The 14092-nt window shown below is 21.9% G+C and carries 13 protein-coding genes, 2 tRNA genes and 1 pseudogene; 5 read left to right on the plus strand and 11 right to left on the minus strand.

Going from position 1 to position 14092, the window contains the following annotated elements; genetic code table 11:
- Positions 1 to 80 precede the first annotated feature (80 nt).
- Both mutY and AB4W56_RS01865 read left to right on the plus strand, forming a co-directional pair.
- Positions 81 to 1109 carry an A/G-specific adenine glycosylase gene (gene mutY / locus AB4W56_RS01860; RefSeq protein ID WP_367675778.1) on the plus strand — a complete coding sequence of 343 codons (1029 nt, stop codon included), beginning with the start codon at positions 81 to 83 and terminating at the stop codon, positions 1107 to 1109.
- A gap of 29 nt (positions 1110 to 1138) precedes the next feature.
- The gene (locus AB4W56_RS01865) at positions 1139 to 1384 is read left to right on the plus strand and encodes an oxidative damage protection protein (RefSeq protein WP_367675779.1); all 246 of its coding nucleotides are present in this window, start codon (positions 1139 to 1141) and stop codon (positions 1382 to 1384) included.
- Positions 1385 to 1406: 22 nt separating this feature from the next.
- On the opposite strand, the gene sbcB is transcribed toward AB4W56_RS01865, so the two are convergent.
- Together sbcB and AB4W56_RS01875 are read right to left on the minus strand one after the other, a co-directional pair.
- Positions 1407 to 2843 (minus strand): exodeoxyribonuclease I, encoded by a 1437-nt coding sequence (sbcB, locus tag AB4W56_RS01870; protein WP_367675780.1) that lies wholly within the window; start codon positions 2841 to 2843, stop codon positions 1407 to 1409.
- 93 nt (positions 2844 to 2936) lie between these two features.
- A tRNA-Asn gene (locus AB4W56_RS01875) sits at positions 2937 to 3009 on the minus strand.
- Between the two features lie 168 nt (positions 3010 to 3177).
- Here AB4W56_RS01875 and AB4W56_RS01880 point away from each other — a divergent pair.
- Both AB4W56_RS01880 and pyrE read left to right on the plus strand, forming a co-directional pair.
- Positions 3178 to 3250 (plus strand) — tRNA-Ile (locus tag AB4W56_RS01880).
- A gap of 99 nt (positions 3251 to 3349) precedes the next feature.
- Positions 3350 to 4021, plus strand: coding sequence for an orotate phosphoribosyltransferase (gene pyrE, locus AB4W56_RS01885; protein WP_367675781.1), 672 nt, complete (start codon positions 3350 to 3352; stop codon positions 4019 to 4021).
- On the opposite strand, the gene dut is transcribed toward pyrE, so the two are convergent.
- The 9 genes and pseudogenes from dut to pgi all read right to left on the minus strand — a co-directional run bounded on the left by dut (position 4015) and on the right by pgi (position 12582).
- Positions 4015 to 4473: a dUTP diphosphatase gene (gene dut, locus AB4W56_RS01890; protein WP_367675782.1), complete on the minus strand. Its 459-nt coding sequence runs from the start codon at positions 4471 to 4473 to the stop codon at positions 4015 to 4017. The genes pyrE and dut overlap by 7 nt on opposite strands.
- Before the next feature lie 245 nt (positions 4474 to 4718).
- Entirely contained in the window at positions 4719 to 5177 is a 459-nt protein-coding gene (gene rplI, locus AB4W56_RS01895) for a 50S ribosomal protein L9 (protein ID WP_367675783.1), read from the minus strand.
- Positions 5178 to 5201: 24 nt separating this feature from the next.
- Positions 5202 to 5429 carry a 30S ribosomal protein S18 gene (gene rpsR / locus AB4W56_RS01900; protein WP_367675784.1) on the minus strand — a complete coding sequence of 76 codons (228 nt, stop codon included), beginning with the start codon at positions 5427 to 5429 and terminating at the stop codon, positions 5202 to 5204.
- A 62-nt stretch (positions 5430 to 5491) separates the two neighbouring features.
- Complete coding sequence (gene rpsF / locus AB4W56_RS01905) at positions 5492 to 5836, minus strand: 30S ribosomal protein S6 (RefSeq protein ID WP_367675785.1); 345 nt, start codon at positions 5834 to 5836, stop codon at positions 5492 to 5494.
- Between the two features lie 479 nt (positions 5837 to 6315).
- On the minus strand, positions 6316 to 7611 hold the full coding sequence (locus AB4W56_RS01910; protein WP_367675786.1) for an adenylosuccinate synthase: 1296 nt from the start codon (positions 7609 to 7611) through the stop codon (positions 6316 to 6318).
- Between the two features lie 104 nt (positions 7612 to 7715).
- A pseudogene (locus AB4W56_RS01915) lies at positions 7716 to 8285 on the minus strand (gamma-glutamyl-gamma-aminobutyrate hydrolase family protein); the annotation flags it as partial.
- A 5-nt stretch (positions 8286 to 8290) separates the two neighbouring features.
- Positions 8291 to 9838: an anthranilate synthase component 1 gene (locus AB4W56_RS01920; protein WP_367675787.1), complete on the minus strand. Its 1548-nt coding sequence runs from the start codon at positions 9836 to 9838 to the stop codon at positions 8291 to 8293.
- Between the two features lie 86 nt (positions 9839 to 9924).
- Positions 9925 to 10827, minus strand: a complete 903-nt coding sequence (miaA, locus tag AB4W56_RS01925) for a tRNA (adenosine(37)-N6)-dimethylallyltransferase MiaA (protein WP_367675986.1) — start codon at positions 10825 to 10827, stop codon at positions 9925 to 9927.
- A 102-nt stretch (positions 10828 to 10929) separates the two neighbouring features.
- Positions 10930 to 12582, minus strand: coding sequence for a glucose-6-phosphate isomerase (pgi, locus tag AB4W56_RS01930; RefSeq protein ID WP_367675788.1), 1653 nt, complete (start codon positions 12580 to 12582; stop codon positions 10930 to 10932).
- 184 nt (positions 12583 to 12766) lie between these two features.
- Here pgi and AB4W56_RS01935 point away from each other — a divergent pair, with 184 nt between their 5' ends.
- Positions 12767 to 13213, plus strand: coding sequence for an Hsp20 family protein (locus AB4W56_RS01935; RefSeq protein WP_367675789.1), 447 nt, complete (start codon positions 12767 to 12769; stop codon positions 13211 to 13213).
- Positions 13214 to 14092: the final 879 nt, after the last annotated feature.

Consider the following 14092-nt stretch of genomic DNA (forward strand, 5'->3'; position numbering starts at 1 on the left):
TAAATTAATAGTAATTATAATTATAAAAATATTATTAAATAATAATATAATTGATATAAAATTATCAAAATAATCATATTATGGAATATTGGAAATTTTCGCAATTAATTATTAATTGGTATCATCAACATGGTAGGAATAATTTGCCATGGCAAATCAAAAAAACTCCATATAATATTTGGGTTTCAGAAATTATGTTACAACAAACTCAAGTGAAAACTGTTATTCCTTATTTTAAAAGATTTATATCTAAATTACATAACATACATATATTAGCTTCTACCAGTTTAGATGAGATATTACATTTATGGAGTGGATTAGGATATTATAAAAGAGCAATAAATTTACATAAGACGTCTAAAATTATAGTGAAACAATATAATGGAAAAATTCCAGATAATATTATTGAATTAATAAAATTACCAGGTATTGGTCGAACAACAGCAGGTGCTATTTTATCATTATCAAAAGATTTTTCATTTCCCATTTTAGATGGAAATGTTAAAAGAATTTTAATTAGATTTTATAATATTTTAAAAAATTCAAGAAATAAAATTGATACAAATAAGTTATGGTATTTAATTAATATGATTACACCTTTACATCATGCTAGTAAATTTAATCAAGGTATGATGGATCTTGGATCATTAATTTGCCGATATAAAACACCAAAATGTAAAATTTGTCCTCTTTATATAAATTGTCAATATATAAAAAATATGAGTCAAAAAAATATAATAAATAATAAAAAAATTAAAAAAGAAAAACAATATTTTTATATTATAGTTCAATATAAATATTTTATTTTTTTAGAATGCAGAAAAAATAAAAAAATATGGAAAAATTTATTTTGTTTTCCAGAATTTAAAAATGAAGAAAATATGAATAATTGGTTATTAATTAATAATATAGATAGTATCAATAATCAAAAAATAAACTTAATTTATCATAAACTCAGTCATTTAATATTAAAGATGCATATTTTTAAGATAAGCATACAAAATAATAAAATATTTTCTAAAAATAAAAATTATATTTGGTATAATCTCAATAATCCACAACGTATCGGAATATCAAAACCAATAAAAACAATATTACTCACATTATAAAAATTTATATTTTAAAAGGCAATAAATATATGAAAATAGTTTTTTGTAAATTTTTAAAAAAATTTTCTGAAGGATATAAAACTCAATTTTATCCAGGGAAAATAGGAAACTACATATATAAAAATATATCAAAATTAGCTTGGAAAACATGGATTAATGAACAAACTAAAATTATTAATGAACAACAATTAAATATGATAAATATTCAAGATTATCAAATTATAGAACAAGAAATGATAAATTTTTTATTTAAAAATATTATGTTGTATAAATAGTTGTTCAATAAATATATAAAAATTATTTAAATTGAATAAAATATTTGACATATTTTATTAAATCATTTAATAAATTTACTTTTTTAGAGTTTTTATTATATTTTTTAATAAGTACATTTAAATTAAAACAATATTTTTCTAAAAATTTTTTATTAAATTTATTTAATTTATATAATAACCATTTTTTTTTTTCATTTTTTTTTAAAGATTCTGGAAAGTTTCGAGATCGATATCGAAAAAAAATTTCATATAACCTAGAATCATAAAAATTCACATGCATATTTTTTAAATTATTTGTTGCATTATTTATTGAATTATTATGTATTACTTTCATTTTTTTTTTATCTGATTCGTTAAAAAAAGCATCATACATTTTTAGATCAACATCATTATTTATATTAAAATAAATAAAATTTTTAAAAAAATTTTTTATTTTATAAAATAAAAATATATTTTTACGTAAAATATATATTGTTTTTAGATAAGATTTTAAATTAATATTTAATCTATATTGATTTTTGTAATCTAATAAATCTATTGGCACTAATATTGGACATTGATTAATATATAAAAAATTAATACCTAATGAAAATAATTTTTTCATAGTAATATTGTGATAACATTCTTTTTTTAAAAAAGAAATTAATAAATTAATATCCATATATAAATCAAAAAATATTAACATATTAACATTTTTAACATTCCAAAATATTGGAACAATACAAGTCATATTATTTCTTATATTACCTAATATTCCAGAAATATAAATTAAAGGAGTTAATTGTACTGTATTTATTAATGATTTTAGATTATTTTTTAATCTATATTTAAAGAAATAGTTAAATAATTTAGGGTGCTTTCTTTTTACTAATTTTGCTAAATTCATTGTTGCTAATATATCAGAAGCTGCATTATGTACATTTAAATGACTAATATTATTACAATTAGTTAAATCATTTAACTTAAAACTTACAAAACCTAATTTATTTTTTGGCCAAATAATATCTTTTGGATGTAATATATAACATGCACGCATGATATTAATTAAATCCCATCTCGAATTATTATTTTTCCAGCTCCAACTATAAGGATCAAAAAAATTACGGTAAAATATATTTCTTGTTATTTCATCGTCAAATTGAATATTATTATATCCAATTATACAGGTATCTGGAATATTTAAAATATTATAAATTTTTTGAGAAAAATAGAATTCATTGATTCCATATTTATGTGTATATTGTGGTGTAATTCCTGTAATTAAAACAGATTCTGGATTAGGTAAATAATCATTAGGCGGAAAACAATAAAAAACAGTTAATTTATCGATAATATTAAGATTTAAATCAGTTCGAATACATGCAAATTGTGCTGGTTTATCTAATGCAGGATGAGTTCCAAATGTTTCGTAATCATAAAAAATAAAACTAGGTTGATTATTACAATCAATAGTGTTCATAATTGTTATATGTATTATTAAATATTTAATATTCATGTATATCATGAAATTATTATATTAAATAATAAAATACTGTATTTAAACTATTTAAAACTCCTCCGACTGGATTCGAACCAGTGACATACGGATTAACAGTCCGCCGTTCTACCAACTGAACTACAGAGGATTAATAGTTTTATCTTATCATGTATAAATAGTTTTGTCAAAAAAAATAAAATTTAATTATAAAGATAATGAATATATAATAATATTTTTAAATTTATGTAATAAAATATAAACTAATATAAATAATTATAGATTATATTTTAAAATTGATTTATAATAAAATGAATTAGGCCCTTTAGCTCAGTGGTTAGAGCAGGCGACTCATAATCGCTTGGTCGCTGGTTCAAATCCAGCAAGGGCCACATCAATTTTTGTATTGAAAAAATAAAATTATATCAATTAATAAAAATTTTTTCTACATAAAAAATAAAATAAATATTCTTGTAAGATAAAGAACATATATGAAAAAATGGAAAAAGAAATTTATTGAATTTTCTTTAAAAAGAAAAGTATTGAAATTTGGAAATTTTAAGTTAAGATCAGGAAGAAATAGTCCATATTTTTTTAATTCAAAATATTTCTGTACTGGATCAGATTTATTAAAGTTAGGAGAATGTTATGCTCATGCAATTATTCAATCACGCATTCATCCTGATATATTATTAGGTTTAGCTTATAAAGGAATCCCAATAGTAGTTGCTACAGTTATAGCATTAAAAATACAATATAATATTAATCTCGCATATTCTTTTAACCGAAAAGAAATAAAAACATATGGAGATGGTGGTATTATTGTTGGAAAGAGTATAAAAAAAAATAATAGTATAATTATTATTGATGATGTTCTTACATCTGGATTAACAATTCAAGAATTTATAAATCTTTTTAATATAAAAAAAAATAATGTTATTTCTGGTATATTTCTTATTTTTGATAGACAAGAATATGGAACAACAGAACAACAGAGTTCTATTCAAGAAATAGAAACAGCATATTCATTGTGTAAAATATTTTCAATTATTAATATATGTGATTTAATACAATATCTTATTAAATATAATAAATATCAAAAAGAATTAAAAAATATTCTTGAATATTATAAGATATATGGATCTAAAGAAATAAATTATTGAATTCCAGATGATCCAAAACCACTAATATTCCGATGTGTTTTTTGAAAATCTGGAACAATGTTAAAAATTGGTTTAATAATAGGTACAAATATCATTTGAGCTACACGATTTCCAGGATAAATATAAAATTTTTTTTTACTTCTATTCCATATTGAAATCATTAACTCTCCTTGATAATCTGAATCAATTAAACCAATTGTATTACCTAAAATAATACCATGATGATGACCTAATCCAGAGCGTGGTAAAATAATTGCAGTAATTAATGGATCTTTAATAAATATAGAAATACCAGTTGGTATTAATAGTATTTGATTAGTATGAATAACCATATTATTACTTTTGATACATGCTCTTAAGTCTAATCCAGATGATCCACATGTTTCATATTTTAAAGCAGGAAAAGTTGTTCCTATGCGTGAATCTAGTATTTTGATATCAATAATATGCATTTTAAATATAATATTTCATAATAAATAATATTCAATATTATATAGTAACATACGAAATTTTGTAAATAGTATTTCAATATGGTGTATGAATTAATAAACTTTAATAATCATATTTTACTAATTATATTAAAATAAAGATGTATTATATGAGTATAATACATCTTTTTATAGTAAAGATTTTACTTATATATAAAAATAAATGATTAAAAATATCATGGATACTTAAAATATTATAAAATTATATATTAAATATGATTTTTAGATAGAATATGTACTAAAAAATTAATTCCTATTTTTTTATATGGTCTAAAAACAACTTTATATACACCTAATTTTCGAATAAAGTTATTTTTTAAATAAATTTCACTCTTATTTATTTGAATACCTAATTTCATAATTGCAATTGCAATATCTTGAGGTCCAATAGAACCAAATAATCTTTCTCTTGCTCCTGATTGAGAATATATTTTAATTGGGAAAATAGATTGTATCTGACGAATTTTAAATTTTGATTGAGATATTTTAAGTTTTGTTTGTTTTTTAAATATGTTTGTTTTTTTTGTTATAATATTAATATTTTTAAAAGTAGATGATAATGCTAAACCTGAGGGAATTAAATAATTTCGAGCATACCCCGATTTAACTATAATAATATTTCCTATTTTACCTAAATTTTTAATATTTTTTAATAAAATAATTTCCATTATAGCCTTTTTAAATTTATTATATTAATGATGTTGATCTGTATAAGGAAGTAATGCTAGATATCTAGCTCTTTTAATTGCTCTAGATAATTGCCTTTGATATCTTGAACGAGTTCCTGTAATTCGACTAGGAACAATTTTACCACTATCTGTAATATAATTTCTTAACATAATAATATCTTTATAATCAATTTCTTTAGTACGATCTGCAGTAAAACGACAAAATTTTCTTCTTCGAAAATATCGAACCATACAATTGATCCCTCAATATATGAATTAATCATTTATAATTCATTAACAATGTATATAAAAAATTATTTTTTATCTATTTTATCATCTTGTAATTTTAACATAGGAGATGGAGTAACAATTTTATTTTTCACTGAAATAATAATATTACGAAGAATCATTTCATTAAAGAAAAATTTTTCTTTTAATGAATTAATCTGAATAGGTAAAATTTGAATATTCATCAATATATAGTAAGCTTTATGTAATTTTTTTATTGGATAAGCTAATTGACGTCTTCCCCAGTCTTCTAATCGATGTATTATTCCATGATTTTGCATAATAAATTGTTTGTAATCTTTGATGATTTTTAAAATTTGATCTGTAGTTTGATCTGGATGGATAATAAGAACAATTTCATAATGACGCATATATAATAATAATCCTTTTGGATATTTAGTTATTTTTGATGTAATTAATATAGAATACAAAAAATAATAAGGATAAATAAATTATTTTATAATGCAATAAAATAATTACTGTTTAAGAATTATTTATGATGCTTAAAATATGTTGCATTACACATTTTATCTCACTTCAAATATATTAAAAATAAAATATTGAAATTAAATATTCTATTTATCTAAATATTTTCAATAAATATACAGTTTTAAAATATTTATCTATTGATATTTTAAAGTAAATTTAATTGACTAATATAATGATAAATAAAAATATCAAAAAATGGTAAAGGTAAAATAAGCATAAATAATTATTAAAACCTATTATAAATATAATTTTTACCATTATATACCTTTATTCCTGTATATAAAAGGGATATTACAGGATATGTATTAATTAATATTTATTCATTTAGTCAACTAATTTATCCATAAAATATAGTATAAAGTTATAAATTTACATTCATAATTGTTTGTAATCTTTCTGGTCCAGTAGAAATAATATCAATAAATACTCCTTTTTTAATATTTTTTTCTATACATAATATATAATCTTTAGCTTGAGATGGTAATTTGGAAATTGATGTGATTCCTAATGTTGATTCTTTCCATCCAGGTAATATTTCATAAATTGGTTCAATATTTTTCCAATCTAATACATCAAATGGTGTTTTAAAAATTTTTGATGTACCTTTTTCTTTATAAGCCACACAAATTTTTAATTCTAATAATCCGTCTAAAACATCTAGTTTAGTTAAACATAATGAGTGAATTGAATTTAATATTATTGATCGAGATAATAATACTAAATCTAACCATCCAGTACGTCTTCTTCTTCCTGTAGTGGAACCGAATTCTTTTCCTTTTTTACATAAATGTATATCAATATCATTTTTTAATTCTGTAGGAAATGGTCCTGAACCTACTCTTGTACAATATGCTTTTACTATACCTAAAACATAACAATTATAATTTAAATTTATTCCCGTACCTGTAAAAACACCCCCTATTGTACTATTTGATGAAGTTACATATGGAAATATTCCATGATCTATATCTAAAAAAGTACCCTGTGCTCCTTCAAATATAATTTTTTTATTAGAACAATATGCTTTATGTAATATCAAAGGTATATCTTTTATTTTTTTTATTAAAATATTTTGATATTTTAGTAGTTCTTCTAACACTAATTCATATTGTAATGGAGTGTATCCATAATAATGAACTAGTTGAAAATTATAATAGTTAATAATATTTTTTAATTTTTTAACTAGTAAATTAGTATTATGTAAATCGCTAATTTTTAAACCTCGACGTGCCACTTTATCTTCATAAGCAGGACCAATACCTTTTCCAGTAGTTCCAATATATTTTTTACCAAGTATTTTTTCTCGTGCTAAATCCATACTTACATGGTAATCTAAAATTAATGGACAGTTTTCAGAAATAAATAAACGATTTTTTACAGAAATATTTAAATTGGATAACATTTTTATTTCTTTCATTAAAGATTTAGGTGAAATAACTACTCCATTACCTAAAATAGCAATAATGTGATTATGTAATATACCAGATGGAATTAAATGTAAAATAATTTTTTGAGAATTTACAACAATAGTATGTCCAGCATTATGACCACCTTGATATCGAACAACATAGTCATATTTTTTAGTTAAAATATCTACTATTTTCCCTTTTCCTTCATCTCCCCATTGTGTACCTAATACAATAATATTTTTTTTCATTATTATACCTTAAATATATTGAATATTATTTATCATGTTTATATATTACTGTATAAATGTTAATATAATTATCATGAATAATTAATTTATTAATTTTATGAATATGCCCATTTTATAGTGTTATTTAATAATTTAGCACCTTGTGTAGTTAAAATAGATTCAGGATGAAATTGAAATCCACATACTCTATCAAAATTATTTCGAACAGCCATAACAATATTTTTATATTGAGCATTAATTTTTAATGATAATGGAATATTTGTACAAATTAATGAATGATATCTTGCTACTAATAATGGATTCACAATGCTTTTAAACATTTCTTGTTCATCATGCATAATTAAAGATGTTTTGCCATGTAAAATTTTATCTGAATATTGTATTGTTCCACCATAATATTCAACAATAGCTTGATAACCTAAACAAATACCAATTACTGGTATTCTACCAATTATAAATCGTAATAAATTTACCATACATCCATATTGGTTAGGAATTCCAGGTCCTGGAGATAGTAATACTATTGGTTGTTTCATTTTAAATAGAACAGATAAAATATTACTAATAGGAATATTATTTCGATAAATAATAACTTGATGATTATGAACTCGTAATTGATCAACGATATTATATGTAAAAGAATCAAAATTATCTAATAAAAGAATTTCTTGCATATAAGTTATACCTTTTTATAATTTGACTGAATAATAGAGTTTAATACAGCTTGTGCTTTATTACGACTTTCATCGGATTCATCTTGTGGTATTGAATCTAATACTATACCAGCTCCAGATTGAATTGTAGCAAGATTATTTTCTATATAAGCAGATCGTATTACAATACATGTATTTAAATCTCCTAATCCTGTAAAATAACCTATTGCACCACCATAACTTCCTCGTTTTTCTTGTTCTACTTGAGCAATTAATTGCATCGCACGAACTTTTGGAGCTCCACTTAATGTCCCCATATTCATACATGCAGAATACGCATGTAAAGCATCTAAATCATTTTTTAAAATACCTATGACTCTAGAAACTAAATGCATAACATGAGAATATCGATCAACTTGTGTTAAATTAGATACAAATCGAGTACCAGGTATACAAATTTTAGCTAAATCGTTCCGAGCTAAATCAACTAACATTAAATGTTCTGATAATTCTTTCTCATTCGTTCTCATCTCTAATTCAATTCGACTATCTAAATCTAAATTTAATTTTCCTTCTGTATCAAACCCTCTGGATCTAGTACCAGCAATTGGGTATATTTCAATTTTTCTATTTTTAGAATTATATTTTAATGAACTTTCTGGTGATGCTCCAAATAATATAAAATCTTCATCTTGCATAAAAAACATATATGGACTAGGATTTTCCAATTTTAAAATATAATATGCAGATAATGGATAAGGACATGGTAAAAAAAATTTTCTAGATGGGACAACTTGAAATATTTCTCCTTTTTTTATATAATATTGCATTTTTTTAACAATTTTTTGATATTCTACATCATTTATATTAACTTCTAAAGATGCGTGAGAAATTTGATATTGAGGTATAGATAAGGGTGTCTCACATAATTGTTTTTTGATTTTTAATAATCTTTTAATTATTCTTTCTTTTTCAAACATATCATCAAAAAATATACTACCTTGAATAATACTTTTTTTCTTTAAATGATCAAAAGTTAATAAAATTTCAGATAAATAAAAACAAAAATCTGGACATTTTTGAATACTTGGTAAATCTGATATGTTTTCAAAAGTATTAATCAAATCGTAAGAAAATAATCCACCAAAAAATATTGATTTAGATTGGTTTTTAGAAGATTTAATTAATTTTAAAATAAATCGAAAACAATCAAATACTGATAATGATTGAAGTCTATTATCTTCATCTAGTATATTAATAATATTCGGAAAAATTAATTCAATTTTTTTTTCGAAAGGATAAAATTGTACTTCTGGAGGAATAACAGTGTGTATTTTATCTAATATATTTTGACCATTTTTAGAAAATGATTCTAAAATCACTTTTCTATTTATAGCAGTAATTCGTATAGCGGTATCTATAATTAACATACTTTCTAATTGATTTTTTTTAACAATTTCAGCAGATTCTAATAATAAAGTTCGTTTTTTTTCATGACAAATATTATAAAAAGTTTCCGCAGGATTGGCATGATAAGAAACATCTAATTGTATAACCTGAACTTTATTTTGCATATTTGGTAAACTCATTTTATTGTATTATTAATATTTTAAAACATTAATTTATTTAACATATAATTATTTTACAAATAATATATTACTTATATAATATTTTTGTAAATAATATTTAAAATTTTTTCTATAGTTAAATTAATATGTTGATCTTTTAAAATGTAAAGATTTTTCCAATTTTTTAACCATGTTAATTGTTTTTTTACTAATTTTCTAGTCGCAAAAATAGATTGTTTAATCATTTCATTATAGCTAATTACATTAGATAAATAAAGCCACATGTGTCGATAACCAATACAACGTATTGCGGGTAAGTTAATATTTAAATCACCTCTATTTAATAAACCTTGTACTTCTAATTCAAAACCTTGATCTAACATTTTATGAAAACGAGATTGAATATAATTATATAATTTTTGTTTTTTTAATACTTTGACAAATTGTATAATACGATATGGTAGTTTGATTAATATATTTTTTTTTAATTTACTAAATTTTTTACCTGTTGTTAAACAGATTTCTAAAGCTCTTAGTAACCTTTGTATATCATTTGGATGAATATTATTAGCAGAATTTATATCAATTTTTGATAAATATTTATGTAAACTATAATTATCATTATAGTTACTTTCATGTAAAATTTTTTGTCTTAGTATTAAGTTTGATGCTGGTAATTTTGCAATTCCATTTAATAAAGTATAATAATAAAACATAGTTCCACCAACTAATAATGGAATTTTCCCTAATTGAATAATATTATTAATTTCTATTAAAACATCATGTCGAAATTCTGCAGCCGAATAATATTGAATAGGATCTTTAATATTAATTAATCGATGAGGATGTTGAGTTAATTGAACAGAATTTGGTTTAGAAGTTCCAATATCCATATTACGGTAAATTAAAGCAGAATCAACACTAATTAATTCGACAGGTAAATATTTTCTTAATTTCATTGCTAATTTAGATTTTCCAGATGCGGTAGGTCCCATTAAAAAAATTAAAAATGATTGGTGAAAATTAGTTTTTTTTTTAATCATAATTATATAATAATATGTTTAAAATATCATTTTATTGTTGATATTAATTATTATTTAATGATTTCTATTAAAATAATTATAAAAATCAATTAAACCATTTGTAGAACTATCATATTTTAAAATATTTGTTTTATTTTTTAATATATTTAAAATTTCTGTAGATACATTTTTACCTAATTCTACACCCCATTGATCAAAACTAAAAATATTCAAAATAATTCCTTGTGTAAATATTTTATGTTCATATAAAGCAATCAATGCACCTAAAGAATATGGAGTAATTTTATTTAATAAAATAGTATTACTTGGTTTATTACCTTCAAAATACTTAAATTGACTATTATTTATATTAATTTTCATAGAATTTTTTATACATATATTATTTTTTTGTTTTATAAAATATTCTCCAAATGCTAAAGCATGTGTTTGTGCAAAAAAATTTGATAATAATATTTTGTGATGATGAAATAAGTGACTATGGGTATTAATAGGAGCAATAAAATCACATGGAATTAATTTTGTACCCTGATGTATTAATTGATAGAATGAATGTTGACCGTTTGTTCCTGTTTCACCCCAAATGATCGGTCCTGTTTGCCAAGATACTTTATTACCATTTCTATCGATGTTTTTGCCATTAGATTCCATATTACTTTGTTGAATATACTTAGGTAAATATTCTAAATACTGATCATAAGGTAAAATAGCTTCTGTTTCTGTATTAAAAAAATTATTATACCAAATTCCAATTAATGCTAATATTACAGGAATATTGTTTTCAAATTTGGTTTCTCGAAAATGTTGATCCATATCGTATGCTCCATGTAATAATTTATTAAAATTATCAAATCCAATAGAAAGAATTATTGATAATCCCATAGCAGACCATAATGAATATCTTCCACCCACCCAATCCCAAATTTGAAAAATATTTTTTTGAATAATACCAAATTTTAATGCTTGTTTAATATTTGAAGTAATTGCAATAAAATGTTTATTCATAAATTCTTTATTACCTGCTTTTTTTAAAAAATATTTTTTTATAGTCATAGCATTAGTTATTGTTTCTTCAGTTTGAAAATTTTTAGAAGATATTAAAAATATTGTTCTTTCGAAGTGATTATTATCTAAAATACTAGATATATCGTTACCATCAATGTTAGATATATAATAAATATTTAAATGGTTTTTATATGGTTTTAATGCTTGAGTAACCATTTTAGGTCCTAAATCTGAACCTCCTATTCCTATATTTACAATATTTTTAATACTTTTACCTGAATAACCTTTCCATATTCCATTAATTACTTGATAAGAAAAATTTTCCATATTATTTAATACTGTATTTATCATCGGCATGACATCAATACCATTAGAATATACTGGTGTATTAGCACGGTTTCTTAACGCTGTATGTAATACTGAACGATTTTCTGTTTGATTAATTTTTTTACCAGTAAACATTAATTCTATAGCTTCTGATAAATTTGTCTCTATTGTTAAATTTAATAATTTTTTTATTGTTTCATTAGTAATTCTATTTTTTGAAAAATCAACAAGTATTTTATTCTTAAAAGTGATAGAAAAATTTTTAAATCGGTTTGCATCATTATTAAATAAATCAATCATACGTACATGTTTTATTTTATTAAAATGATTATTTAATTTTTTCCAAGAATTTGTTTCAATAGGAATAATATTTTTCATAATTTTATTTACTCTAAATGTTATATAAAAATTATTTTTATTTTATTTTAAAATAATACAATATAAAACTTGAAATTTCAGATATTATCCTCATGATATAATAAGAATACTTAAAAGTATTAAATTCAAGATTTAATTAAAATTTAAAATATAAATAATTTAGATTTTTAAAAAGGAGATTTTTATGTCTTATCATTCTATCTCTTGTACACCAATACTTACAGGTAATTTATTTTCCGATCGATTTAATCAAATTGATAAAATATTTAGTACATTAACTGGAGAAAAACCAATATCTGATTTACCTGATTATGACTTTATACAAATCAATGATAATGAGTATCAGTTAATATTATTAGTACCAGGATATCACGAAAAAGCATTAGATATCTCTATTCAAAATAATCAGTTAACTGTATCAGGAAATAATAATTATAATAAAGATAAAGACAAAAAAATTAAATATCTCCATAAAAGTATTAAAAATCATTATTTTACAATAAGTTTTAATTTAAATAATCCAATAAAAATTAATAAAGCTATTTTAAAATTAGGATTATTAAAAATAAATTTTGAATATGAAATTCCAGAACAAGAAAAGATTAAAAAAATTAGTATTCAACAAAAATAGTAAATATTAATAATAATATATAAATATTTAAATACTTAAATATTTTATAATAATATTGTAAAATATGTAAAATAAATATATTATATTCAACATATTATAAATATATTTATCTAATTTCTATCATAGTATAATAATTATGGTATTAAAATCATATTTTTTTTATATAAGGTATTGACTTAATTAGATTTTAGCAGTATTTTATATAAAAACAAAAAAAAAAATGATATATAATACTAAAGAGGAACACTTTACAATATGATATCTGTAATGTTACAATCGTTAAGATTTGATTGTAGTAGTAATTGACATGATTTGATTTTTATAAAAGCACATCAAACATACAGTATTTAATTTGGTGGTTTCATCAGTAGTATTTTAACTATATGGATTGTAATATAAAACGGATAACAATTGAAAAAAAATATACCGTTCACGATGGTGAACGGTGAGTACCCATGTTTATACAATTGTTACCACGGGTGACACGCTCTCTCATCGAAGCGTGTCAAACGTGGGTGAATTTGGAACGAATGGAAGATAATTCTATATCCTGAAATATTGCACAATGCACGAATTGAAATATAACATGTAATAAGAAAGACACGATTTAATGCATATCAGCAGCCGCAATATTGCAAAATAACAGCTCAACGTGCCGAGCGGTGGTCTTGTGACGGCGATTGATGCGTCAAGATGTTGCTTCAAACATACAATATTTAATTTGGTGGTTTGTACCACCAGTAGTATTGCATTATATGGATTGTAATATAAAACGGATAACAATTGAAAAAAAATATACCGTTCACGATGGTGAACGGTGAGTACCCATGTTTATACAATTGTTACCACGGGTGACACGCTCTCTCATCGAAGCGTGTC

It is taken from the genome of Buchnera aphidicola (Phyllaphis fagi) (genome assembly GCF_964058955.1).
Lineage (GTDB): Bacteria > Pseudomonadota > Gammaproteobacteria > Enterobacterales > Enterobacteriaceae > Buchnera_L > Buchnera_L aphidicola_AI.